The organism is Rhizobium sp. Root491 (genome assembly GCF_001427205.1).
Classification (GTDB): domain Bacteria; phylum Pseudomonadota; class Alphaproteobacteria; order Rhizobiales; family Rhizobiaceae; genus Agrobacterium; species Agrobacterium tumefaciens.
In genome coordinates this window covers 1-21,000 of the sequence record NZ_LMFF01000007.1, presented here as the reverse complement: position 1 = coordinate 21,000, position 21,000 = coordinate 1, and the positions used below count along the sequence as shown (strand labels likewise).

General features: G+C 56.4%; 27 protein-coding genes, 1 tRNA gene and 1 pseudogene. 12 read left to right on the top strand and 17 right to left on the bottom strand.

What is annotated here, in order from left to right; translation table 11 throughout:
* Positions 1–144: 144 nt before the first annotated feature.
* From ASD46_RS10455 to ASD46_RS10435, 7 genes and pseudogenes are all read right to left on the bottom strand, one after another.
* On the bottom strand, positions 145–1,410 hold the full coding sequence (locus tag ASD46_RS10455) for a type II toxin-antitoxin system HipA family toxin (RefSeq protein ID WP_060642210.1): 1,266 nt from the start codon (positions 1,408–1,410) through the stop codon (positions 145–147).
* Positions 1,407–1,649 (bottom strand): helix-turn-helix domain-containing protein, encoded by a 243-nt coding sequence (locus tag ASD46_RS10450; protein ID WP_003518907.1) that lies wholly within the window; start codon positions 1,647–1,649, stop codon positions 1,407–1,409. The genes ASD46_RS10455 and ASD46_RS10450 overlap by 4 nt, the downstream gene beginning before the upstream one ends.
* 225 nt (positions 1,650–1,874) lie before the next feature.
* The gene (locus ASD46_RS27045; protein WP_139104336.1) at positions 1,875–2,084 is read right to left on the bottom strand and encodes a hypothetical protein; all 210 of its coding nucleotides are present in this window, start codon (positions 2,082–2,084) and stop codon (positions 1,875–1,877) included.
* Between the two features lie 135 nt (positions 2,085–2,219).
* Positions 2,220–2,378, bottom strand: a pseudogene (locus tag ASD46_RS27735) (plasmid maintenance toxin (PemK-like)); the annotation flags it as partial.
* Positions 2,365–2,637, bottom strand: a complete 273-nt coding sequence (locus ASD46_RS10445; RefSeq protein ID WP_060642209.1) for a type II toxin-antitoxin system prevent-host-death family antitoxin — start codon at positions 2,635–2,637, stop codon at positions 2,365–2,367. The gene ASD46_RS10445 and the pseudogene ASD46_RS27735, both read right to left, overlap by 14 nt.
* Before the next feature lie 612 nt (positions 2,638–3,249).
* Entirely contained in the window at positions 3,250–3,375 is a 126-nt protein-coding gene (locus ASD46_RS27730) for a hypothetical protein (protein ID WP_256372464.1), read from the bottom strand.
* Positions 3,376–4,008: 633 nt separating this feature from the next.
* Positions 4,009–5,103, bottom strand: coding sequence for a helix-turn-helix transcriptional regulator (locus ASD46_RS10435; protein WP_013762468.1), 1,095 nt, complete (start codon positions 5,101–5,103; stop codon positions 4,009–4,011).
* A 383-nt stretch (positions 5,104–5,486) separates the two neighbouring features.
* Here ASD46_RS10435 and ASD46_RS27345 point away from each other — a divergent pair, with 383 nt between their 5' ends.
* A complete protein-coding gene (locus ASD46_RS27345; RefSeq protein ID WP_025594778.1) occupies positions 5,487–5,675 on the top strand; it encodes a hypothetical protein in 189 nt (62 codons plus the stop codon).
* Positions 5,676–6,125: 450 nt separating this feature from the next.
* Here the strand turns inward: ASD46_RS27345 and ASD46_RS27040 are convergent, their stop codons facing one another.
* From ASD46_RS27040 to ASD46_RS10420, 3 genes are read right to left on the bottom strand one after another with little or no spacing between them, the layout of a single operon-like run.
* Positions 6,126–6,266 (bottom strand): hypothetical protein, encoded by a 141-nt coding sequence (locus tag ASD46_RS27040; protein WP_156390030.1) that lies wholly within the window; start codon positions 6,264–6,266, stop codon positions 6,126–6,128.
* Positions 6,256–7,497 (bottom strand): type II toxin-antitoxin system HipA family toxin, encoded by a 1,242-nt coding sequence (locus ASD46_RS10425; RefSeq protein ID WP_013762466.1) that lies wholly within the window; start codon positions 7,495–7,497, stop codon positions 6,256–6,258. Before ASD46_RS10425 ends, ASD46_RS27040 begins: the two co-directional genes overlap by 11 nt.
* Positions 7,494–7,766 (bottom strand): helix-turn-helix domain-containing protein, encoded by a 273-nt coding sequence (locus ASD46_RS10420; protein ID WP_013762465.1) that lies wholly within the window; start codon positions 7,764–7,766, stop codon positions 7,494–7,496. The genes ASD46_RS10425 and ASD46_RS10420 overlap by 4 nt, the downstream gene beginning before the upstream one ends.
* A gap of 421 nt (positions 7,767–8,187) precedes the next feature.
* Between ASD46_RS10420 and ASD46_RS27035 the strand changes: the two genes are divergently transcribed.
* From ASD46_RS27035 to ASD46_RS10395, 6 genes are all read left to right on the top strand, one after another.
* Positions 8,188–8,508 carry a hypothetical protein gene (locus ASD46_RS27035; protein WP_035200506.1) on the top strand — a complete coding sequence of 107 codons (321 nt, stop codon included), beginning with the start codon at positions 8,188–8,190 and terminating at the stop codon, positions 8,506–8,508.
* Between the two features lie 123 nt (positions 8,509–8,631).
* Positions 8,632–8,760, top strand: a complete 129-nt coding sequence (locus ASD46_RS27725; RefSeq protein WP_003518932.1) for a hypothetical protein — start codon at positions 8,632–8,634, stop codon at positions 8,758–8,760.
* A 106-nt stretch (positions 8,761–8,866) separates the two neighbouring features.
* A complete protein-coding gene (locus ASD46_RS10410; RefSeq protein ID WP_035200504.1) occupies positions 8,867–9,442 on the top strand; it encodes an AAA family ATPase in 576 nt (191 codons plus the stop codon).
* Positions 9,420–10,040 (top strand): histidine phosphatase family protein, encoded by a 621-nt coding sequence (locus ASD46_RS10405; RefSeq protein WP_060642208.1) that lies wholly within the window; start codon positions 9,420–9,422, stop codon positions 10,038–10,040. The genes ASD46_RS10410 and ASD46_RS10405 overlap by 23 nt, the downstream gene beginning before the upstream one ends.
* 70 nt (positions 10,041–10,110) lie before the next feature.
* Complete coding sequence (locus ASD46_RS10400; RefSeq protein ID WP_060642207.1) at positions 10,111–10,494, top strand: ester cyclase; 384 nt, start codon at positions 10,111–10,113, stop codon at positions 10,492–10,494.
* Positions 10,495–10,700: 206 nt separating this feature from the next.
* Complete coding sequence (locus ASD46_RS10395) at positions 10,701–11,360, top strand: outer membrane protein (protein WP_013762458.1); 660 nt, start codon at positions 10,701–10,703, stop codon at positions 11,358–11,360.
* Between the two features lie 199 nt (positions 11,361–11,559).
* Here ASD46_RS10395 and ASD46_RS10390 read toward each other — a convergent pair whose 3' ends face one another.
* Positions 11,560–11,745, bottom strand: coding sequence for a hypothetical protein (locus ASD46_RS10390; protein ID WP_035200500.1), 186 nt, complete (start codon positions 11,743–11,745; stop codon positions 11,560–11,562).
* A 277-nt stretch (positions 11,746–12,022) separates the two neighbouring features.
* Here ASD46_RS10390 and ASD46_RS10385 point away from each other — a divergent pair, with 277 nt between their 5' ends.
* Together ASD46_RS10385 and ASD46_RS10380 are read left to right on the top strand one after the other, a co-directional pair.
* Positions 12,023–12,238, top strand: a complete 216-nt coding sequence (locus ASD46_RS10385) for a hypothetical protein (RefSeq protein WP_019567388.1) — start codon at positions 12,023–12,025, stop codon at positions 12,236–12,238.
* Positions 12,239–12,276: 38 nt separating this feature from the next.
* Positions 12,277–12,678 carry a hypothetical protein gene (locus ASD46_RS10380; RefSeq protein ID WP_152025773.1) on the top strand — a complete coding sequence of 134 codons (402 nt, stop codon included), beginning with the start codon at positions 12,277–12,279 and terminating at the stop codon, positions 12,676–12,678.
* Between the two features lie 14 nt (positions 12,679–12,692).
* Here the strand turns inward: ASD46_RS10380 and ASD46_RS10375 are convergent, their stop codons facing one another.
* Together ASD46_RS10375 and ASD46_RS10370 are read right to left on the bottom strand one after the other, a co-directional pair.
* A complete protein-coding gene (locus tag ASD46_RS10375; protein ID WP_244878289.1) occupies positions 12,693–13,262 on the bottom strand; it encodes an SDR family oxidoreductase in 570 nt (189 codons plus the stop codon).
* Between the two features lie 67 nt (positions 13,263–13,329).
* Positions 13,330–14,226 (bottom strand): LysR family transcriptional regulator, encoded by an 897-nt coding sequence (locus ASD46_RS10370; RefSeq protein WP_060642205.1) that lies wholly within the window; start codon positions 14,224–14,226, stop codon positions 13,330–13,332.
* A gap of 90 nt (positions 14,227–14,316) precedes the next feature.
* Between ASD46_RS10370 and ASD46_RS10365 the strand changes: the two genes are divergently transcribed.
* Positions 14,317–15,525 (top strand): MFS transporter, encoded by a 1,209-nt coding sequence (locus tag ASD46_RS10365; RefSeq protein WP_035200496.1) that lies wholly within the window; start codon positions 14,317–14,319, stop codon positions 15,523–15,525.
* 16 nt (positions 15,526–15,541) lie between these two features.
* Positions 15,542–16,708 (top strand): serine hydrolase domain-containing protein, encoded by a 1,167-nt coding sequence (locus ASD46_RS10360; protein WP_060642204.1) that lies wholly within the window; start codon positions 15,542–15,544, stop codon positions 16,706–16,708.
* A gap of 399 nt (positions 16,709–17,107) precedes the next feature.
* Here ASD46_RS10360 and ASD46_RS10355 read toward each other — a convergent pair whose 3' ends face one another.
* Together ASD46_RS10355 and ASD46_RS10350 are read right to left on the bottom strand one after the other, a co-directional pair.
* Positions 17,108–17,656 (bottom strand): GNAT family N-acetyltransferase, encoded by a 549-nt coding sequence (locus tag ASD46_RS10355; protein WP_060642203.1) that lies wholly within the window; start codon positions 17,654–17,656, stop codon positions 17,108–17,110.
* Positions 17,657–18,122: 466 nt separating this feature from the next.
* Positions 18,123–18,935, bottom strand: coding sequence for a nickel-binding protein (locus tag ASD46_RS10350; RefSeq protein WP_035200491.1), 813 nt, complete (start codon positions 18,933–18,935; stop codon positions 18,123–18,125).
* Between the two features lie 238 nt (positions 18,936–19,173).
* On the opposite strand from ASD46_RS10350, the gene ASD46_RS10345 reads away from it, so the two are divergent.
* Positions 19,174–20,238: a class I SAM-dependent methyltransferase gene (locus tag ASD46_RS10345; protein WP_035200489.1), complete on the top strand. Its 1,065-nt coding sequence runs from the start codon at positions 19,174–19,176 to the stop codon at positions 20,236–20,238.
* A gap of 53 nt (positions 20,239–20,291) precedes the next feature.
* Here ASD46_RS10345 and ASD46_RS26460 read toward each other — a convergent pair whose 3' ends face one another.
* Both ASD46_RS26460 and ASD46_RS10340 read right to left on the bottom strand, forming a co-directional pair.
* On the bottom strand, positions 20,292–20,522 hold the full coding sequence (locus tag ASD46_RS26460) for a type II toxin-antitoxin system prevent-host-death family antitoxin (RefSeq protein WP_051376970.1): 231 nt from the start codon (positions 20,520–20,522) through the stop codon (positions 20,292–20,294).
* Between the two features lie 381 nt (positions 20,523–20,903).
* Positions 20,904–20,980, bottom strand: a tRNA-Met gene (locus ASD46_RS10340).
* Positions 20,981–21,000 lie beyond the last annotated feature (20 nt).

Below are 21,000 nucleotides of genomic sequence, written 5' to 3'. Positions count from 1 at the left end.
TGTCCGGATCGATGCTGTTTTCAACATTCAGGCAGGACAGATCGCCGACAAGGATGTCATCCGCAAGGGCATCTGCGACATCATAAAAGGCGTGTAAGGTACGGCTTGACGTTCACCTAAACCGATGAGCGCCGCCAAGGGCCACTAAAATTGCCGATCAGCCAGCCGATTACCATTCAGGAATTTGTCGAGTTCAGCAGTACGGGATCTGGATAGCCGAACTTCTTCCGCAAACTGGGGCCACCGATCTACGGCCTCTCGAACCTGCTCTATAACCTCCCTGGCATATTGATCCGGGATCGAAGCCGCTTTGGAGACCGCCAAAAGGTGAGACATGCCGGGGGTTCTACCTTCCCCGGCTATTGCAGCACTGTGCTCACCGCCTGGCCCGGACGAAAACGTAAGATCGTATGCGGGTGCCAGAGACCACCTACCATTCCCGTCCATAAGAAATGCATGGTTTTTAGCATGGTCGTCGCGATTTCTGGCATAGACATTGAACACCATATTTCGAAACATCTTGAGGACTTCCGCAGCGTCGCGGGTCATCATATGGGTCAGCTTGTGAAGTTGCTCATAGTTCACACTCGCCTCACGATGGCTGGCATTCAACAGGCCGCTTGCCGTGTGCATGTGGAGCCTGCCGGCAGGTGTCCTGTCAAAACGTTTCGTCGCGAAAAGCCGCCTTCCTTTCCGGGTCTCCAACAGCTGCGTGTCAGCCATCGTCAGTCCTGCAGCTACCGCCATAAGCGCATAGGCTCTTTCTTCAGCGCCAATCTCCCGCGGATCATCGGAACTAGGTGCCTTGACCATCCACCTTTCAAACCCCGCGCCCAACGGCTGGCCGTAGTCCAGAACACAGGTATTTTCCACTTGGTTGAAGCCGATCATAATCTTCGGACGTGCACCCGCGGATCCGCCCTGTGCGCCCTGCAAACGATCGATGTCGGCGATGTCCATCTCCGTCTGTACCAACTCCACCTGATCAGCGAACCAATCGAGATCAGTGACGGCCTGTTGTTTCTGATCGTCTGGCAATTCCGGAATGTATGAGAGTGCCCCCATTCCCGTTCTGCCCACCGCCGAGAGACGGTCAACCGGCGTGAGCCGGGTGTAATCAATGCCCGCTCGCTGTAGACGGCGGTCCAGCAACAGACGACCCCACCCGTCAGGCAGGCTGTCGTTGAATAGCCCATGGAGCCCGTCGAACGGATCGCGAGGCGCCGCAATCAACCCGGTGGCCGCCATCATATGGAATGGAGAAATCAAAAGGGGCGATGTCAGAAACTCCGCCGCGTACTCGAAGTAAGCCCTCCGTTCCTTGCCACTCCAGGCGAGGGTACCGAGTTTCCTCTCGTTCCCTTCGAGATTCAGATAAACCTTAATCTGCTGGATTGGCTTGAACTTCATTTCCGGCGCACACGCTGCTTGAGAGGACGATCAATGACATCATCGATATTCTGCGGCGGCCGACCTGGAAACAAGCGTTCGAACTCCGCCTCCGCCTCAAGGGCAAACGCAATTTTCACAAGGCTCTCGAGCGAAATTTTCCCGGTTTCTTCGAATAGCCTCAACGATCCGTAGGACACATTCGATCTCGAAGCCAGTTCACGCTGGGTCAATCCATGCTCAATCCGTCGGCGCTTCATTCTGTCCGCCAAACCTCTGATAACTTCCACCGGGGATGCCATCCTAAATGCTAACATATTATCACCCAAATACAAATAAACGACATTACTGCCAATATAATAGCATTTACATAAATCGCAAGTCGGTGATTTGAGCCATGCCGGAAAAGGTAGCGGCATAACTTAGCCGCCGGAAGCCAGCGCCAAAGAAAGGATCGTACTGAGTGCACGGACGCTCAAACCACATCAACTGCAGCAACAAACATCCCGCACCAGATAAGCAACGGCAACCTGACTGAGCCAATCGCCGCCGGAGACCGCCGCTGGCGGCAATCCGGCAGCCGACACATATAAAGCCGTTATAAGGAAAATGACTTTACCCCCAAAAGGTGGGAGTTGATTGAACATCTTCAGAAGATCGGTCGCCTGTAATTCCAGATGTAGTTTGTCGCTCACGTAAATCTTTCTTGAAACGGCTTGGCTAATTCCACACAGCACTATATTGCGCTGGATTCTGCCATGGCACATCTCTCATGAACAGATCGCACGCAATTGCTGCTTCTGCCGGAAGCGGTTGATGGTTACGTCGGCCCGGACAACCCCGTCCGCTTCATCGAAGCTTTCGTCAACTATCGCCAGAACCAGCACCGGTCGATCCTTGTCGCCCTCCTCACGGCCTTCGAGGTGCGGCCAATGCCAAAGGTGCGAATATCTGAACAGCCCGCCGACCTTTGGTTCAGTCGGCAGAATGCTTGTCCGTCAACAGTTCGGCGTTGAGATGTTCCAGACCCGGCTCCATCTGCGATGCTTCAGTGGCGGCGAGGTCATCGTCGCCGAGCGTCGTCGAAAGTTCGACTCGGCGATCACGCTTTGCGAGGCGCATATAGTCCTCATAGGCAATCACAACGGGGCGACGCCGACCGTTCTTGGTGATAATGACGGGCTCGCGGACTGCAGCGTGATGATAGGCTCCAAAATTTTCGAACCGTGTTGGAAAAAGTGGCAGAATAACTCAGCCGCCGGGAGCCGGTGCAAAAGAAAGAACCGTACCGAGTATTAAGTAGTATATCTAAATACAAAAATTTGAATTACATAATCAAATACAGTCAGCGGCTCCTCGTACAGAAACCGCTGCCCATGAGACATCACACCTTGGGTCGCAAGCACATTTTGCTGTTGTTGCTCACACCACTCATGTCACATACAAAGTACTTTACTTTGTATGGGTGCGAACGGGTGTCCGAGACGCTTACTGTTTTCCCACGAGAACCGATTGTTGAGGTCGTACCCCAAGCTGATTTGCCGGCACATTTCCGCTCATCTCCGGGCATGTAGTAGCACATGACGACCTGTACGGGGATATTGCACTTGTTGATGACGTCAACGTAGTCCCAATCGATCCTGCCCCGACTGCGCTGTTTAAATGCTACGCAATCATCATTCGCGTAAGGGGCCTGGCCATTCCTAACCGGCCTCTGAACCGACGGTCTGGGATCGGGCGTACTTGCAGCGTTGGCAATTGCGCCTGCTCTGCCAAATGCCCGGCTCATCCGATCGATATTATCCGACGAGCGTGGACGAAATGTCTGTACAGGTCTGTCCTCGGGTTCCGGTAGAGCGTTCAGTATAGCAATGCCCAGCCCCAGCAATGCGGCTGCATCAGCTCCAGATGATTGTCGTTGCGCAGAGCCACCGCCGCACCCGTAAGATCGGCCACCGTTAGCCGGGGCCAGTTCACACCGTGCATCAGCCTGTCCGGAAAAAGGAAACACGGAAAGTGATGACAGAAGGATAAGAAAAGTTACACGCCAGTTCATTCTAACCTCTCGCTGAACGGATGAATCATTCCTCAGCGCAAGGCTATATCCCTCGCCCGATGCGCTGACGATGCGCCAGACACCATCATAAACGGGCACCATAATCGTACCCTAATTGGAGAATGCGACAGCTCCGTCTTTTTGTTTGTCTCTAACCGCTCACATCCAGGACGCGGACAATACGCAAGCTTCCCAGATGCGAAGATTCAGCTTGGGGACTTCAAACATGCAATTTAAAAAATGCATCCGAACCAGCGCCGTAACCCTGATTGCTTTCGCCGCAAGCGAACACGCGGTACCTGGCAAGGATATCTGCTCGGACACGTATATGAGTGAGAAGATCTAACCGTTTGCAACACGTGCCCGGAATGCAATCGACATTTGCGGCACAGCAGAGGCGGGTGTGGCTCTCTACACCGAAAGCCTGCGGCTCGTACAGCAATGCCTGCACGATCCGGGGCTACGGGCCTATAAGCAGGATCTGGAAAGACTTTTGCATGATGCGAAAAACCAGGCATCAGCATCATGCGGCTGAACACCGCATACTGAAGTAGCCTTGCGTGTTAGCGTAGCCGAATGCCAGCAAGAAGGACACATAGCTCCGCCTGTCGTTCGGTCCCGGTTTTACGCAGGATTGACCGAATGTGGGTACGAACCGTTTCATACTGAATTCCACAATGACCGGCGACGGTTCTAAGATCGGCACCGTCGGCAAGAAGCGCCGTAATTTTACATTCGGACGGCGTCAGCCCAAACAGATGATGAAGCACGTCATATGAAATGAAACGTTTATCACTCACATCTTCGAACAGCACCATTGCGTACGACCTGGCGAAAACGTCGCGGACATTTGGCCCAGCCCTTTCGATCCGCGCAAGCAACGGCCTCTTCTCACCACGGGTCAACGTCACGACTTCGCCGTGAGCCAGATCATTCGATCGAATGACCTTGTTCAGCGTCGTCTCAAAGACCACTGTCTCCCGTGACGACGCTGCCCTGATTTTTCCATGCGCTATTCTGACATCCCCGGTGAGAAGCGAATCCGCCTTCTGGTTAGCCATTACCACATGACCACGATGGTCAAAGAAAACGCACGCAACATCTGCACGCTCAAACGCGGCCAGACGTCCTCTCATGTCGCCAGCCGAAAACAGTGCCATGATCCGCGCGGACATCTGAAGGTGGGTTCTGAGAGTAGCGAGGTGAACCCGGTCATCGTTCCCGAACCCACCATCGCCGAGCCTGCGTTGCAGGACGAAAAACAAATCGTCCTCACCTGAGGAAAAATTGACGACTGCTGTATGCTGGAATCCATGCTTCGCCATGAATTTATAGTATTCGAGATTATCGAGATCATCTTTACGGACGAAATCCTCCTCGAGGACAACTCCGTTACGCTTCATCAACGGTATGAATTTTGCCCGGTGGTCTCGCGTGTTCCAGCCGTCGTTTATATAGGCTTCCATGATCGAGGATAAACTCTCGGTGAAAAGAATACCTCCGACCGAGCCGGAGCTTGCCGGTGCCATGACATTGATGCCGCCGGCGCCAGTTGCCTCAGCAATCTGCTCCAGAAGCGAGGGCCAACGCGAGGGCTCCAGCGCTGCATCCTGGAAACGATTCAGCAGATTATGAAAAACCGCGATATCAACCGGCATTTTCCCCCTCACCCACCAAAGTATATTTGTATAGCCAGAATACAGCACCAGATCCAGAAGTTGTTTTCATGCATACTTGAACAAACAAACTTGTCGAGCTGGAAGCCGCCCGTTTCTCATCCACCTCCCGAAGCCATCAACTGCAGCAGGTAGGTACGCCTTCCAGGCGCAACGGGCTTCTACGACGGACCGGACGGATGTGCGCTCAATCGTCGGCAAGACACTCGTTGCATTTCTCAGCCGTCTTATCGTCACCTAACGACATCAGTCAGCGTCTTGGAGCAAACCCGAACCCGATCAGCCAGACATACCCCAATTGGGGTACGCAAACCTGGGGTAAGCTAGATATTAACTTGCCCTGTAATCAAACTGGAGCAATATCAATGCGTTACGTGTTGATGTGGGTCAGGCCTGACAGGCAAGAGCCCGTTTTCGAAACCGACGATATTTCACAGTGCGTACTGTGGATCAGCAGGCAAACAGAAAATAGCGCCGAATTTTCAGAGGCCGATTATAACGTCATCGATCGGGATCTCGATGCGGACATTCCGCGCGCGACAAGTTTCCTGTAGCAAGAGGACGCTCCTTTAGCAGCGGCTAATTACCTTAATCCTAACAAATTACTTTTATAAACAATCTCAATTATCTGTATTTAAATCACAAAATTTATATTTCAACAAACTGCGAGTTCACCCCCGCACATGGCTAGGAAGAAGACTGCTGCTCTCCACGGTCCCGATGTGTTCGCAATATAGCGTCCGAGCATGAAGATCCGCCCTCCGAGCCATCAGTATTCTCTGTCGGTTGACACACCGGCTACTGCTCCCGAAGCCGGCCGATCATATCCACACGGTCGCACGTCCCGGTGGCGGGTACGACATTCAGGCGACACGAACCTGAATGCGTCGAGCTTCGGATCGTTGTGCTGCCGATGTAGCATTGTGGTAAAAACTCGCGTCTCGTCAGCGGTTCGAACTTTGAAACAACAGGCGTCATGTCACGAAAGTTCGCCCGCTTACTGGCTATCGCTTTGGCACACCTGCATAGCGAAACATGATGTCATCGTAGAACTGCTTCCTAAACAGCACTTCGCGGTCAAAACATTCCGCACAGACTTCCAAATCAGTGGTCGGATTATAGTCAAGATGCGTTTCATCGATCATGCATCTGCTCCTGAATTCGCCGGCACCGCTTTTGAACGCTGTGAGTAATTCGCTCAAGAATCCTCGTCGGATCGCTGGAGAGGGCGACGATATATGGTGCCACCTCATCGCATGCGACGCTGACCAGTTTTGCAAGCTCCCCCACCCGTTTCAGTGTCGATGCGCCGCTCAATCCAATGTCATCAGCCAGTGCCTGCCAGTCGGCACGCCGCAGGTCAGGCGCATGGAACCGACCGAAAATCCCCTGCGGCAGGCTCTGGTCGACCTGGCGATAAACGGCAGCGCACATCAGGTCATAGAGTGGAGCCATCTTCGCGGACCCACCGGCACCAATCAGGATAGAGTAATTTTTGGCATGCGAATCCGAATTGCAGATCAGGACATTGAAGATCACCGCATCGAGAAGTTTCAACCGCTCGCCAGGCGAAACAAGATCGCTGACGGCGTCAAACATCATCTTCATGGTCACGCCGCGGCCGGTCGAGGATCGCTCGTATTTCTGCGAGGGGAAGCAACCGGTTAACTGGCAAAGATCCTCCTGATGCAACCTGCGGATCTCGCCTTGAGGGTCGGTGAAGCGATCATAGCGTTTCACGAGAAGATAACGCCGCTTGCCAGCTACTCCGATCGTCGCCTCGGCAGCCTCAAGACCGCAGGCACGTGCAAGCGACAGGCAAAAGGCTTCGTTCTCCACGCTCCCCGCAAGGCGTTTCGTATCCGGCTTGAGAATATGCGTGGATGGCGTCCCATCAACCGGAACTGAAATACGGCCGTTCCCGTCAACAAACACCGGCAGTTTCTCCTGGACGCCAGCAAGCGACATGGAAACACCGCGCTCTCCGACCAGAAAGGGTTTGGCAGGAAGTTCATTGAGAATACGCTCCAGCGCCTGCTCGTCCGGCACCGGCCGGAGGTTGACGCCAGCTTTGCGCGGCTCCCCGATCGACAGTGCCCCCGCCGTGTCACGTCCGATATGAGCAAGTAGACCGACAATATCTTGCGGGGAAACCTTGAAGCGCTGACCGATCTCGGCAAGATGGGTTTCCGGAAGCAGATTGGCAAGCCAGGGAAGCAGCTTCGCTGCACCTACGGATCCGGAACGCAGCGGCATGGTAAGCGACACCGGAAAGGCCGGGCGGCGCGCTTCCCAGCCCGGATCATAGTCCAACCTCCATTCGCCTTCAAAAGTCAGATGGGCGACAGGCAAGGTCTCGTAGTAGATGGTTGTCATTGATCAGCACCAAACATCGGCAAAAAGCCGAGGTCATCGTCCGACGCGACTTGCACAGTCTGAACCGTCTTGAGATCGCCAAGATCGATTCCAACTGCGCGTGCGACGATCAGGGCTTTTTCGAGCTGGCAACTCGGCTTGCCCGATTCAAGCTCGACGATGAAGCGTTCCCCCGTTCCGGAACGGGCAGCAAGACCGGTTTGCGTCCAGCCAAGTGCTTTGCGTCTCTCCTTGATAGCAGCGCCGAAATCACGCGCGGACCTGAACATCGTCAACCTCCATAGTTTGACTTACCGTACAGGAAGTTTTCCAGAGAATCAAGGAATCGCTTCCCGATCAGTAAGTCTTACGCTCGATCGCGCCAAATCATCCTGATCGGGAATCTTTGTGGGATCGCACCTGGCAGGAGCAAGAGTATTTGCCTCGTCTCACGGGCCTATTGTTTCATCATCATTGCCCGATAAATTGATACACCGGCCATTACTATCGTATTAATGTTTTACATCCGAAAAACTACTTATTTATATGATATATAACCATAAGTATCACGATGATAAACGGCGTAATCCATTTCGCCGCGCGTTGGGCCCTGATGCACGGGCATCACGCCAACACCTTAAAACAGCAGCCTGAAGCCCACGCTGCCGGTTCTCAGTTGACGCCGCCTGGTCGACCCGGCAACCTCATACCATGACCCTGACCAACAGTTTCATTGCCGAACTCGTCCGCGACGCCAACAGGCTCGAGAACCTCGACGACTATCAGAAGCGCCGCATGCTTGAACGGGCAGTAACGACAATCCGCGACATGCGTGAAACGATCGGAATCCCCTCCGGTCCCGGTCGCGACAGTGTCGTCGACCTCCACACCGTCGCCCTGTCCATCGAACACGGATGGCGCAGCGATGACGACGTGCGAAACGCCCTGCTGCAGGCAGCCGGCATGATCCGGGACCTGCATATCGTCCTCGACAGCAAAACCGGAATCAGCTTTTCCGAACCCGCCGGTTGACGCCATGTGTCATCTTCCCGCCGTCAATGGCACTTCGTACCGGCGAAATTCAGTTTATTGATTTTAGGTTTTCGTTAACCATACGCGACCACCTTCCTCCCACAGCAACGATGGAGGTTGGCTTTGGCTTACGACTGGAATCGCAATGAACGCGAAGGCATGTTTGATGAACTGGCGGCGGCCCTGATATTCTTCACAATCGTCAGCCTGCTTCTGGCGTCCGCATACCTCGTGACAACCTTTGCCAGATAGGGCGGGTTCTTTCACCCGTCTACCGGCGAGGACGAGAAACACCAGCCTGGCAACTTTGGCCAGTGACCGTACAATCAGCCGCCGAATGCCTGCTTAGGGTGAGTGAATGACCATGACAGACGATCTTCGCGGCCATATCCTGCTTCTCTCCGGGCACCCAGGCTCCGGCAAGTCCACAATCGCCGAAACGCTTGCGCACTTGCGCGGCGTGCCAAAGGTTCATTTTCATAGCGATGATCTGTGGGGATACATCAAGCATGGCCGCATCGATCCCTGGCTTCCCGAATCCGATCAACAAAACCGCATGATCATGCAGATCGCCGCCGATGTCGCAGGTCGCTATGCCGAGGCGGGTTATTTCGTCATTGTCGATGGCGTCGTGCGACCGGACTGGCTCCCGGCCTTCCTGGCGCTTGCATGCCCGCTGCACTACATCGTGCTGCGCACGACAGTAACAGAAGCAATCGAACGCTGTCAGGCTCGCGGCGGCGACAGCCTCGGCGATCCGCTGGTCGTGGCCGATCTTCATGCCCAGTTCGCCAATCTCGGGGCTTTCGAGCACAATGTACTATCGTTGTCTGGCAAGGACAGGGATCAGGCCTTGCAGGCGGTCAGCAATGCGCTGCAATCGGCACGTTTCCGTATTGATGCCACGAGCGATGGCAATCGATTACGAACATAGAGGTGAAGCAAGCGTGGCTGTCCCGACAATCTATCTCCTGCGCCACGGCGAAACAGTCTGGAACTGTCTTGGCCGGTTTCAGGGGCAACAGGATTCGCCGCTGACCGCGCGCGGTATCGAACAGGCAGATCAAGTCGCACGCCTGCTCCGTGACGCTCTCTGCGACGATGAGCAGTCTTTCCGGATGCAAATCAGTCCGCTCGGGCGCGTGCGACAGACAGCAGAACGGGTCCTGGCCGAGGTTGCGCTCCCGTATCTCGAAGATGACAGGCTCGTTGAGGTCACCACCGGCTCCTGGGACGGGATGACGCGATTTGAGATTGATGCCGAATTTCCTGGGCGCCTTGAAGGATCCAACGCATTCGACTGGTATTTCAGGGCACCGGATGGCGAAAGTTTTGATGACGCCTGCAAGCGCGCGACGTCATGGATCTCGGATCTCCGGCATCCGACGATCGCCATTTCCCATGGCCTGTTCGGGCGGATTCTTCGGGGTGTTTTTCTCGGACTTTCGAAGCTGGAGATGCTCGAACTGCCCGTTCCGCAGGATGGGTTGTACCGACTGGATGATGGCAGGTGCGATCTCATCACAGCTTGACCCGCACCGTCATGATCCAGAAAGCCACGGGCCAAGGACGTCATTCGCCACGTCGACAGGGGAGAAACACATGCATACACTTAACGTCATTTACCTGGCTTATCTCGACTGCCTCAACCGTCAGGCCCTCGATGAGCTCGGCACTTTCGTCGACGATACTGTTGAACACAACGGTCGGGCGTTAGGTCTGTCGGGCTATCGCGACATGCTGGTCAGGGACTTTGCTGATATTCCAGACCTTCGGTTTCAAGCAGAGATCCTTGTCAGCGACGTGCCCCGGATCGGCGCCCGGCTTTCGTTCGATTGCACTCCCAAATCCACCTTCATGGGCCTTCCGGTCAATGGCCGACGCGTTCAGTTCTGCGAGCATGTTTTCTACGACTTCGAACAGACAAAAATCCGCAGGGTCTGGTCGGTCATCGACAAGGCCGCAATTGAGCGCCAGCTCGGCTGACGGCCTTCACCGGACGAAGGTATCTGTGGCCCGCCAGCGCCAGAAAAATGAGCCGAAAGAGTGTGATTGCACGAGACGCTCGCTGAAGCCGGACAGCCTCAATTTATGCAGACAGCTGCTGAGGTCGCGGGCGTTGCACAAAGGTTACATCATATTTCAGGAAAAAAGCATATGAATGATCTCTCATATAAGGGAGTTCAGAGACTATGAAGAAAATCGTATCGACTATCGCATTCGTGCTTGCGGCATCGACTGCAATGGCGGCCGATGCCGTATCAGAAGTTCCTGCAGCCCCGGCAGCAGACGTTGCGCCGCTGTTCAGCTGGACCGGGTTTACCGCCGGTGTCCAGGCCGGCTACGGCTGGAACAACAATGACGCTTCGATCGTCGGCCTTCCCGGCCAAACGTCCGCAGACTTCGACGGTGCTCTTGCCGGTGGTTTCGTCGGCTTCAACTACGACCTTGGCAACAGCTGGGTCGTTGGCCTCGAAGCAGACTTCGAAAAGAACTGGGGCGATGATTCAGCCACTATCCTTGGCACGGGCTTTGACTACGGGTTTGACTGGCAGGGTTCCGTTCGTGGCCGGGTCGGCTACGCATTTGACCGTGCCCTGGTCTATGGTACCGCAGGCTGGGCCTATGCTCGCGGCTACGCGGAAGTTCCGGGCATTGCCGACGTGAAGGAAACGTTCAACGGCTACACCGTCGGCGTTGGTCTCGACTACGCGTTTACCGACATGGTGTTCGGACGCGTTGAGTATCGTTACACCGACTTCGGCGACAAGGATTTCGATTTCGGCGGCGCTGCAATCAATGCAGATGTCGACCAGCATGCAATCCGCGTCGGCCTCGGCGTAAAGTTCTGATCCACCCGGACAGCAACAGCAAAAGCCCGGCCATTGTGCCGGGCTTTCTTCTTGTCCCTTTTCCGAAGGCGGGAAACGACAAACCAAGGGTGGCAAGTGCGGGCAACCTGTTGGCCAGGCGCAACGGCACCACAATGACTGAACACGCCGACCAGGACCGGACGCGGCTTGACACGCTCCTTCTCCCGCCTGTAAACGCTCAGCCAGTCTCATCCACGATTTTCCCTTTGAGCCAATCCTCAAGCAGCGCATGATCGGCATCACGCAGCGCCATCTGCGTCAGTTCACATCGCAGCAAGACCCGCAGCGCCTGCGCATCCGTTCCGTCCGCCGGTTTTTGCAGTTGGTTGAGCATCCATGTGCCAAGCAGCACTTTCAGCCGCACCTCAAGCTCTCGTTCCCGCGCGGCAAGGTTCCGCGGATGATGCGGGTGTTTCCTGGGTGGCATTGGATCGGTACACGACTGTTCCCTGCGTTCGACGACGACACTCTTCGTGACCAAGCGCGGTGGCTAGCTGACTGATCCCCTGGATTTGCTTAAGCACGCCAACCGCAGGTCGGAGCAACTTAAAATTTAGATAAAATTTACGCTAAATCTTATCGGTTTGAACCGATCCGCCCATGCTACGTTTCACGCAAGTCAAATCGGGAGGCCGGCTGCGATGATCTGGAATTTGGAGAAACTTGAACAAGAACGTCTCGACCTCATTGAGGTCATCGACAACCTCAAGAGGTGGGAACGTTTCTCTATAGACGACCGGCACATCATCTCACTACAGATCACCGCACATATGATGCGACTTAGCCAACTGGATGAAGACTTGGCGCATTTGCGTAGTGAAGACTTTTGCTCGGTTGAATATCTGGCTGCTGACTGAAACCCGTCGTTGTGCCGAATTAGGGACCCGTTTGTTCCGTGCTGCCGCTGCGGGAAAGACCTGAGGACATATTGCCCTGTTTCCGCTTCTTCCTACGCCACGCCAGCGCCAATAACTGCGCGCCCTTACCTGAAATGAGCGCCGTCAGCCATGCAAGGCTCACGCATAACTGGCCGGGCAACCTACGTGAATTACAGCGTTTTGCCCAGCTGCAACTGCTCTGCCCACAGCAGCTTCCCGCCGCCGGCGGATCCGCCGAGATGACCGGCCTCGCCACGATGATGACGGCTTACGAGGCCCGCCTCATCGCCGCAACGCTGACGGCGACATGTAGAAGCGCCACACAGGCGATGAAGCACCTGAAGATTTCAAGAAAGACATTCTACCACAAGGTGAATAAGCACAAGCTTATGGTCGGGAAATTGCGCATGAAGGGCTGAGGCGGGCGGCGGCGTCACAGGCTGCGGATAGCGCCACCATCGACCCGGTAATGTAACTCGCCTGCTGGCTGGCAAGAAAAAATGGCGGCGGCAGCGAACTCCTCTGCGCAGCCGTAACGTCCGCCGGGGATGTCCCGGCGCGACGCTTCCAGCACGGCAGCTAGCTCAAGCGCGGCGTTTCTAGCCCTGATGTCATCCAGCACGCGCACGCGGTCGGTGTCACTCCGGCAGAGCAGGATCATGTTGACCGTGACCCCGTGAGGCGCGAGCTCCGTCGACAGCGTTTTCGACCGCCCGGCGTCCGCGGCGGGAACCGCTTTCGACAGGGCGAAACCGGCAATCGGCCGCTCGATGCCCGATGAACCAGTGGTGATGATGCGACCCCATTGACGTTCGATCATGCCGTATGCAAGCGCATCGGTGATCGAAAAGATCGAAACTCGCCTCGAATCGACCGCTGAACGCCATGCCTCAGGCGGCTGCCCGAGTGCTGGCGAGCGGCTTTCGGAATAGGCGGAAATGTCGTCGGGCCCTTGGCCTTTGCGCTGGCCACGTAGGCGCGGACGATCTCCTGATCCTTTCAAGCGAACGTCAGTTGCCGCCAGTGAGGCCTAAGGCCGCGAGGCGTGGTGCGAACGCGCGAATGACAAATCACCTATGTTGCTCACGCAGAAGGTTTTCAGCCATAAAGGAGACGAAGGCGGACACCTTCGGCGAGGGATGCCGGTTTGCCGGCCAGAGGATGTGGAAGGCACCGACCTCTTGCATATAGTCCTCAAGCACGCTGACCAGCGTACCTCGCCGGAACTGCTCCCGGATCGCGAATTGCGGCAGGCATGCAAGCCCGAAGCCTTCCTCGGCCAAGCAGATCTGCGGCTCGAGCGTGCTTGCTACCGATGTCACGGGAAGAACAAGTTCAAGGGCCGCGCCGTCCGCCACCATCGGCCAGCGCTCCAGCTTGCCGGTGGACGGATATTTGTGATGATGGCAGGCGTGACCGAGCAGATCGTCGGGGGTCGAAGGCACGCCACGCGCCGCGAGATAATCGGGCGATCCGACGATCCGGTGCGAGAATGCCCCTGCCCGACGCATCATCAATCGCGAGTCCCGGGCTTCGCCGGTGCGGACCACGGCATCGAAACCTTCGTCGATCACATCCACCAGCCGGTCGGTGAAGTCGAGGTCAAGCTCGATCTCGGGATAGGTACGCATGAAGGCCATGACTGCAGGCATCATCAGCATGCCGATTAGTGGCAGGCTGACACGAAGACGTCCGCGCGGCGCCTGACGGATTTGCGACAGCTCCAGTTCAGCGGCCTCGATCTCGCTGAATATGCGGCGGCAGCGATCGAGGAACAGAGCTCCTTCCGCAGTCAGCGTCAACGAGCGCGTCGAGCGATGGAAGAGGCGAACGGCAAGCCGCTCTTCCAGCCGCGCGACCGCCTTGCCGATGGCCGAGCCAGAAACGCCAAGCCTCGCGGCTGCACCCGCAAAACTACCGCAATCTGCCGTTTGAACAAAGGCATTCAATGCGCCGAGATGTTCCATCCACTGGTCCCTATTGCGGACATATATGTCCGATATGATGAGAACTCTAGCATAATTCTCCAATCGCGGCGACCGGCTTATGGTCAGGGCATGACAAACATGCACTTATTCGCCGCGTCCCCCATCGACCTGCCCCAACCTCGTCGTCTGCCGCTCTCGGGCCTGCTCGCACTCGCCATGGCCGGCTTCATCACCATTCTGACCGAGGCGTTGCCCGCAGCTTTGCTGCCGCAGATCGGCGCGGGCCTTGCCGTGTCGGACGCACTGGTGGGCCAGATGGTGACGATCTACGCGATTGGATCGCTCATCGCCGCGATTCCGCTGACGGCGGCGACGCAAGGCATACGACGGCGGCGGTTACTCCTCGCTGCCATCGCCGGTTTCGCAATCGCCAATACAGTTACAGCCGTCTCCTCTAGCTATCTGCTGACGATGGTCGCACGATTTTGTGCCGGCGTTTCGGCCGGGTTGCTCTGGGCGTTGCTCGCAGGCTATGCGGCACGCATGGTGCCCGAGGCACTAAAGGGACGGGCTATCGCGGTGGCCATGGTCGGCACGCCGCTCGCGCTGTCGCTTGGCATTCCGGCCGGTACTTTTCTGGGCACCCTCCTCGGGTGGAGGGCGTGTTTTGGCCTCATCAGCGGCTTGACTCTGGTACTGGTTGTTTGGGTTATCGCGAAGGTGCCAGACTTCGGAGGCCAGCCTATGGAGCGTCGCCGCGGGCTCGGCACGGTGTTTACTCTGCCCGGCGTGCGCCCGGTCCTGTTCGTCACCATTGCCTTCGTCCTCGCTCACAACATCCTGTACACCTATATCGCCCCGTTCTTGGTCGAGGCCGGCATGGCAGCGCGGACCGATCTTGTGCTTCTGGTCTTCGGCACGACAGCACTGGCAGCCATCTGGATCGTCGGTGTCCTGATTGACCGTCAACTGCGAAGCCTGTCGCTCGCCAGCATCGCTTTGTTCGGGCTTGCAGCGCTGGCGCTTGGGCTATGGGGTGAGAACCCAGCGGTTGTCTACGGTGCAATCGCAGTCTGGGGCCTCGCTTTTGGCGGAACTGCCACGCTGTTTCAGACCGCTCTTTCGAACACCGCAGGCGATGCTGCCGATGTTGCTCAATCCATGCTGGTCACCGCCTGGAACCTGGCCATCGCCGGTGGCGGTATCGTCGGCGGGTTGATCCTGCAGCAGAGTGGCGTTGGCGGCTTCGCCCCAGCCATTCTTATCCTCCTCGTCCCGGCCTTCATCACAACACTTCTTGCACGCCATCATGCCTTCCCACCGGCTACCAATCCCTGATCCAAAGGAAATTCTCATGACATCCTCAAATTCTTCGATCGTATCGCGCCTGGACGCTGTGATAGACGGCGCGATTGCAGCCGAACGCATCGTCGGTGCTGTCGTCCTTGTCGCGCTCGACGGCAAAACAATATATTGCCGCGCAGCAGGGCTTGCCGACCGGGATGCCGGCACGGAGATGCGAACTGACGCTATCTTCCGACTGGCCTCCGTCTCGAAACTCTTCTCCGCTGCGGCTGCCCTAGCGCTGGTCAGTCGCGGGATACTGGATCTCGATCGACCAATCACGGAATGGCTACCGGCGTTCACGCCGACCTTCGAGGGACGACCGGCTCTTATCACCTTGCGTCATCTGCTCAGTCACAGCGCAGGGCTCAGCTACGGCTTTTTTGAGTCGAAAGGCGGGCCTCTCGCCCAAGCAGGCGTGTCGGACGGTATGGACCGCTCCGACCTGACGCTTGCCGACAACATCCGGCGCCTTGCCGGCGTCCCCCTCTCCTTCGCTCCGGGGTCGGCATTCCGCTATTCGTTGGGGATAGATGTTGTGGGTGCGGTGATTGAGGCGGCGACAGGGCTCGCCTTGCCGGAGTCCATCCGCAAGCTCGTCACCGAGCCGCTCGGTCTTAAGGATACCGGTTTCGCGCTTTCCGATCCATCCCGGGTTACGGCTGCATACGCGGACGCCACGCCACGTCCCCGCCGGATGCGCGAACCGGACTGCTTGCCATTGCTCCCCGGTATGGCAAACGTGATGATGGATCCATCACGGGTGTTTGATACCAAGGCTTTTCCTTCAGGCGGCGCCGGTATGGTCGGCACAGCGTTCGATGTGTTGCAGCTGATAGAAGCGTTACGGCAGGGCGGCGGTGATATGATGACTGCCGATCATGCCTCCGTGATGGCGCGCGACCAGATAGCCGGGATCGACATCGAGGGATCGCCGGGCTGGGGCTATGGTCTCGGTTTTTCGGTGCTGCGCGACAGCCAGGCCGCAGGCGTCGCCGAGCCGGCAGGCACCTGGCGCTGGGGCGGGGCCTACGGGCATAGCTGGTTCACTGACCCAATTAACGGCCTGACAGTTGTGGCCCTGACCAATACCGCATTTGAGGGCATGTCCGGCGCCGGGCGGTTTTCTACCGATGTCAGTCGGGCCATCTACGCAGCGATGGCGGAGCCGTCATGAGCGAGAAGTGAAATTAGCGATGCTATCCAACAATTCTAATCGAAGACTACGCCTTGAGGCGGGTTCAAACAGTCGCCCTCTTTGCGACCATGCTATAACAACGATTTATCCGTCTCGCGCAGATAATCTCCCTTCACCGAAATATCATTCGTTCACACGATTAGCCAACAGCTTCATGATATCCATTCATTCATTCATGAAGAATCGCCACGATGAGGGCGGGCGCATCCTGATGTTGACACCGTCCGGCGACTGAAGGCCGCGGGGAGATTAGAGCCGTATGCGTATCATCCTGAACATGAGCCAGGTTTTACCTTGGATTTCGCGCAGGAGTCGCTCGTGAGAGACCCAGTTGGTTAATGCGGGAAGCTACAGCCGGATTGGTAACCCGGGACGGTCTCAGCGAACTTTGGAATACAGGAAAGCGTCCCTTGGTTCGTTCGACAAATTTGGATGGAAAAGATACCGCCAAAGCAACGCTTCCTGGGTCATACCAGCCTTTTCCATCACACGTGCTGAGGCCACGTTCATGACATCACAAGCTGCCTCGGTCCGATAGATCATCGGATGGGTAAGGGCATGCTCGATTGCCCATTTTACCACTTCAGTCGCAACGCCCTGTCCCCAGTGGTCCTTCCGGACAAGCCAACCGTAGGAAACTCGCGGTCCCGCAAGTCGCGCGTCAATCCTTCCAACAACTTTGCTCGGCACTTCGCGTCGGCAAATGACCGCTGGAAACGTGGAGCCACCTTCCCACTCCAGATAGGAGCGTTCCGCAGCTTCCTGCGTCTGTGAAAGGTCTGTGTGCGGACGCCAAGTGAGATATTTCGTCACTTCACGATCAGTTGCCCAACCAGCAAAGATTGCGTCGCCATCAGATGGTTGAACCCGCCTGACTAGAAACCGCTCTGTGAAGAATTCCTCCGAGGGGCGATACGCCAAGTCCATTCCATCGATCCTTGATCGCGCTCTTGCCAGCGCAATTGCAGCGTACCGCTTGGCGGCGCAACGTACATTATTTGCGGCCGATGCCATGCAACGTTTATAGATTTCCCAAATCAGCCATGGAAATCAGTGCCTGAAATGGAATTCTGTGGTTTTTCTATCTAATGCCGCACTTTTCATCAATATGCTCCCAACCAAGGCGACATTGAATTGCAAAGTGACCGTGACCTGCCACTGAGAATTTCCTCCAGAATAAATTAGAGTCCGGCCCATTTTGAACCGCCCCAGGTGTCTGGACCAGCTGAGGCTAGAGTTTTCCGGCTTCGCAGAGCGGCCGCCCAGCGGTGGTGCAAGTGTCCACACCCCGCCAGACATCAGGCCGGTGTTGCCCGACCGAACAAACCGCACGGTGGCTCAACGCAGATTACCATTTGATGGTCATTTCTACATCGGATTTCAAATCACGTCGCTAGTGCAGCCACTCGCAACGATAGGCGATGACCGGCTCGGCAAATCCTTTCAGTCTATAATGATTGCCATGGACGAGGACATCGGCGCTGCCATATTCCTGGAAGGCCTTGTCCGATATTAGGATCTGGTCGCTCTCGGCCGCGGCACAGAGCCTGGCTGCCAGTTGCACTGTCGCACCGAAGAAATCATTGGTGTCCTCGATCGGCTCACCACAATCCAGTCCAATGCGGATGTGAATGGGCTCACCGTTGCCGCTGTTGTAGCGATGGAACTCGCGCTGGATATCAATGGCGCAATCCACGGCAAACGGTACGGACGAGAATACAGCCATTATGCCGTCGCCGGTGTGCTTGACCTCCCGCCCCGACCGTCGCCCGAGACAACCGCGAACCAGGGCATCGTGTGCGCGGACTAGTTCCGCCGCCATACGATCGCCAAGGCGGGCCGTCATCTCGGTTGAACCGACAATATCAGTGAACAGGATCGCACGGTGGCCGGCATCCATATCTTTCAAGATGGTAGCAAACGACAAGGGATCCTGTATTCGCCCGAGAAACGCTTCCACAGCGGACAGAGCGACTTCCACAACTTCACTGGCGACAAATCCGTGGGCTTCCCGATGTACGCACTGCGCAGTTTCAGCGTCTGGAGCATCGATAAGGCAAAAGGCCGTACCACGCCTCTCATCAAACCAGTAGGTCAGGAACCTGACGCCGTACTGATCCTGAATGTTGAGATCTTTAAGGTGTGCCGCGGCGATATCCGCCGCTGAAACTCCGGCAAGCTCGTGCCGGTCCATGAAGATAGGCATTGTTTCCTCCCGGGAGTATATCGTTGCCTGGTCTTCAATCCAGTTTACGACTTCCTCGCGCTATCGTCCATCACTCTTACGGGTAACGCTAGTCAGGAGCGGACCACCGATAGAACGATATTGGTTTGCGTGACAAATTCGGGGTATTCGGATATCTTACCTCGCCTACGAGCATTCACTGACGCGTAAATTTTCGGTCAGCCTTTGCCCGCCAACTCAATTAATTGGGGGGAATGAAATGACACAGCTCGACGAAACAAAACTGAATTCTTTTATTGGCAAAATGCTGGGCGATCTAGGGGGAGCCTTCAGTGTTCCAACTGTTAGGATTGGCTTGAGACTAGGCCTGTTCGATACGTTGCACCGCGCCGGACCGCTAACATCCACAGGCCTTGCGGCAGCCTCCGGTAACCTGTTGGAACGCTACGTCAGGGAGTGGGCGCTGGCACAGGCGGCAAACGGCTACATCGACTACGACAGCGGTTCCGGGATGTTCAGTCTCTCACCCGAGCAGGCGATGGTGTTCGTCAACAAGGACAGCCCCGTCTATCTCGAAGGGGCTTTCGATCTGGTCGCGGCGATGATCGAGGGAGAGCCCAAGGTTGAGCACAGCTTCCGGACCGGCGGCGGGGTGCGATGGGGTGACACTGCAGGTTGCCTATTCTGCGCAACGGGCGCGTTCTTTCGGCCGGGATATGTGAACAATATTGTCCAATCGTGGCTGCCCGCCCTTCATGGCGTCGAGGACAAACTGGTGAAAGGCGCCCGGGTCGCCGATGTCGGCTGTGGAGTCGGTTTCTCGACAATTCTTATGGCCGAGGCCTACCCCAACGCCAGCTTCACAGGGTATGACTTCCACGAGCCATCCATAGAAGAGGCGAACAAGCATGCCCGAAGCCATGGGGTGGACGACCGGGTGAAATTCGTGGCGGCGACGGCCAAAGACATCAAGGATACGGATTTCGATCTCATCACCAGTTTCGACTGTCTGCATGATATGGGTGATCCGCGTGGGTGTGCGGGGCACATGTCTCGTATCCTTAAAAAGGACGGCACCTGGATGATCGTTGAACCTATCGCGGGCGACCGGCCGGCGGACAATATGAATCCTGTCGGCCGCCTTTACTACAATGCATCAACCATGATCTGCGTGCCAACGTCACTTGACCAGGAGGTTGGTGAAGGATTGGGAGCTCAGGCCGGCGAAGCTAAGCTCTCAGAGGTCATTCGTTCGGGTGGCTTTTCCAGCATCAGGCGAGCCTTCACCGGGCCTTTCAACATGGTTCTGGAAGCGCGGGTTTAGGAGTGTTTCGGGAGCGTTGCGCGCCGGCATTGTAGACCAGGGCATTTGCCAGTTCATAGTGCGGAACATGGCGACGAGATTTGGCGGCGATCAGCCGTTCGTGCTCGTGCGTCGTCGACGAGGTTGCGGCGCTTTCCGGTGAGGCGCTCGAACTCGCGTTTCGTCGTCAACACATGAGATGGCCTGCCGCCATGGGTGATGATCACAGGTCCCGCTTGGGCGGCTTTCTTTGCCTTGCTAACGTCAAGATCGACTTCACTGCAGGAAAAACGTGTCATGGTCATCGGAAACCTCTATGTAATCCGAAATCCCAAATGCGGAGGAGCCACCTCCCCTGCGGCATCCCAATCTGGCAAAATTTTATCATGAGGAGATCGCTGCTCTTCACGACCGGCTTGGCAACGAGGAGACGAGGGCACAGGCGGCCGACAAGCTTCGCACGCTGGTAAACCGCATTGATCTCGTGCCCGATGGTGCGGAACTGGTGATCGTACTGCGCGGCGATCTGACGCGATCCTGACGTTTGCTTCTGGCAAGAAGAAAACAGAGTTCCTCAACGAGATGGCAATACTCGAAGAAATGTTGAGCCGAGCCAGGCGATCGAAGGGCAAAAACGCAAATTGCCCTCCGGGATGGGAGGGCTTTGTTGTTGATAGCCTTGAAGATGGTTGCGGGGGCAGGATTTGAACCTGCGGCCTTCAGGTTATGAGCCTGACGAGCTACCGGGCTGCTCCACCCCGCGTTACCAGCGTAAATCCCTAT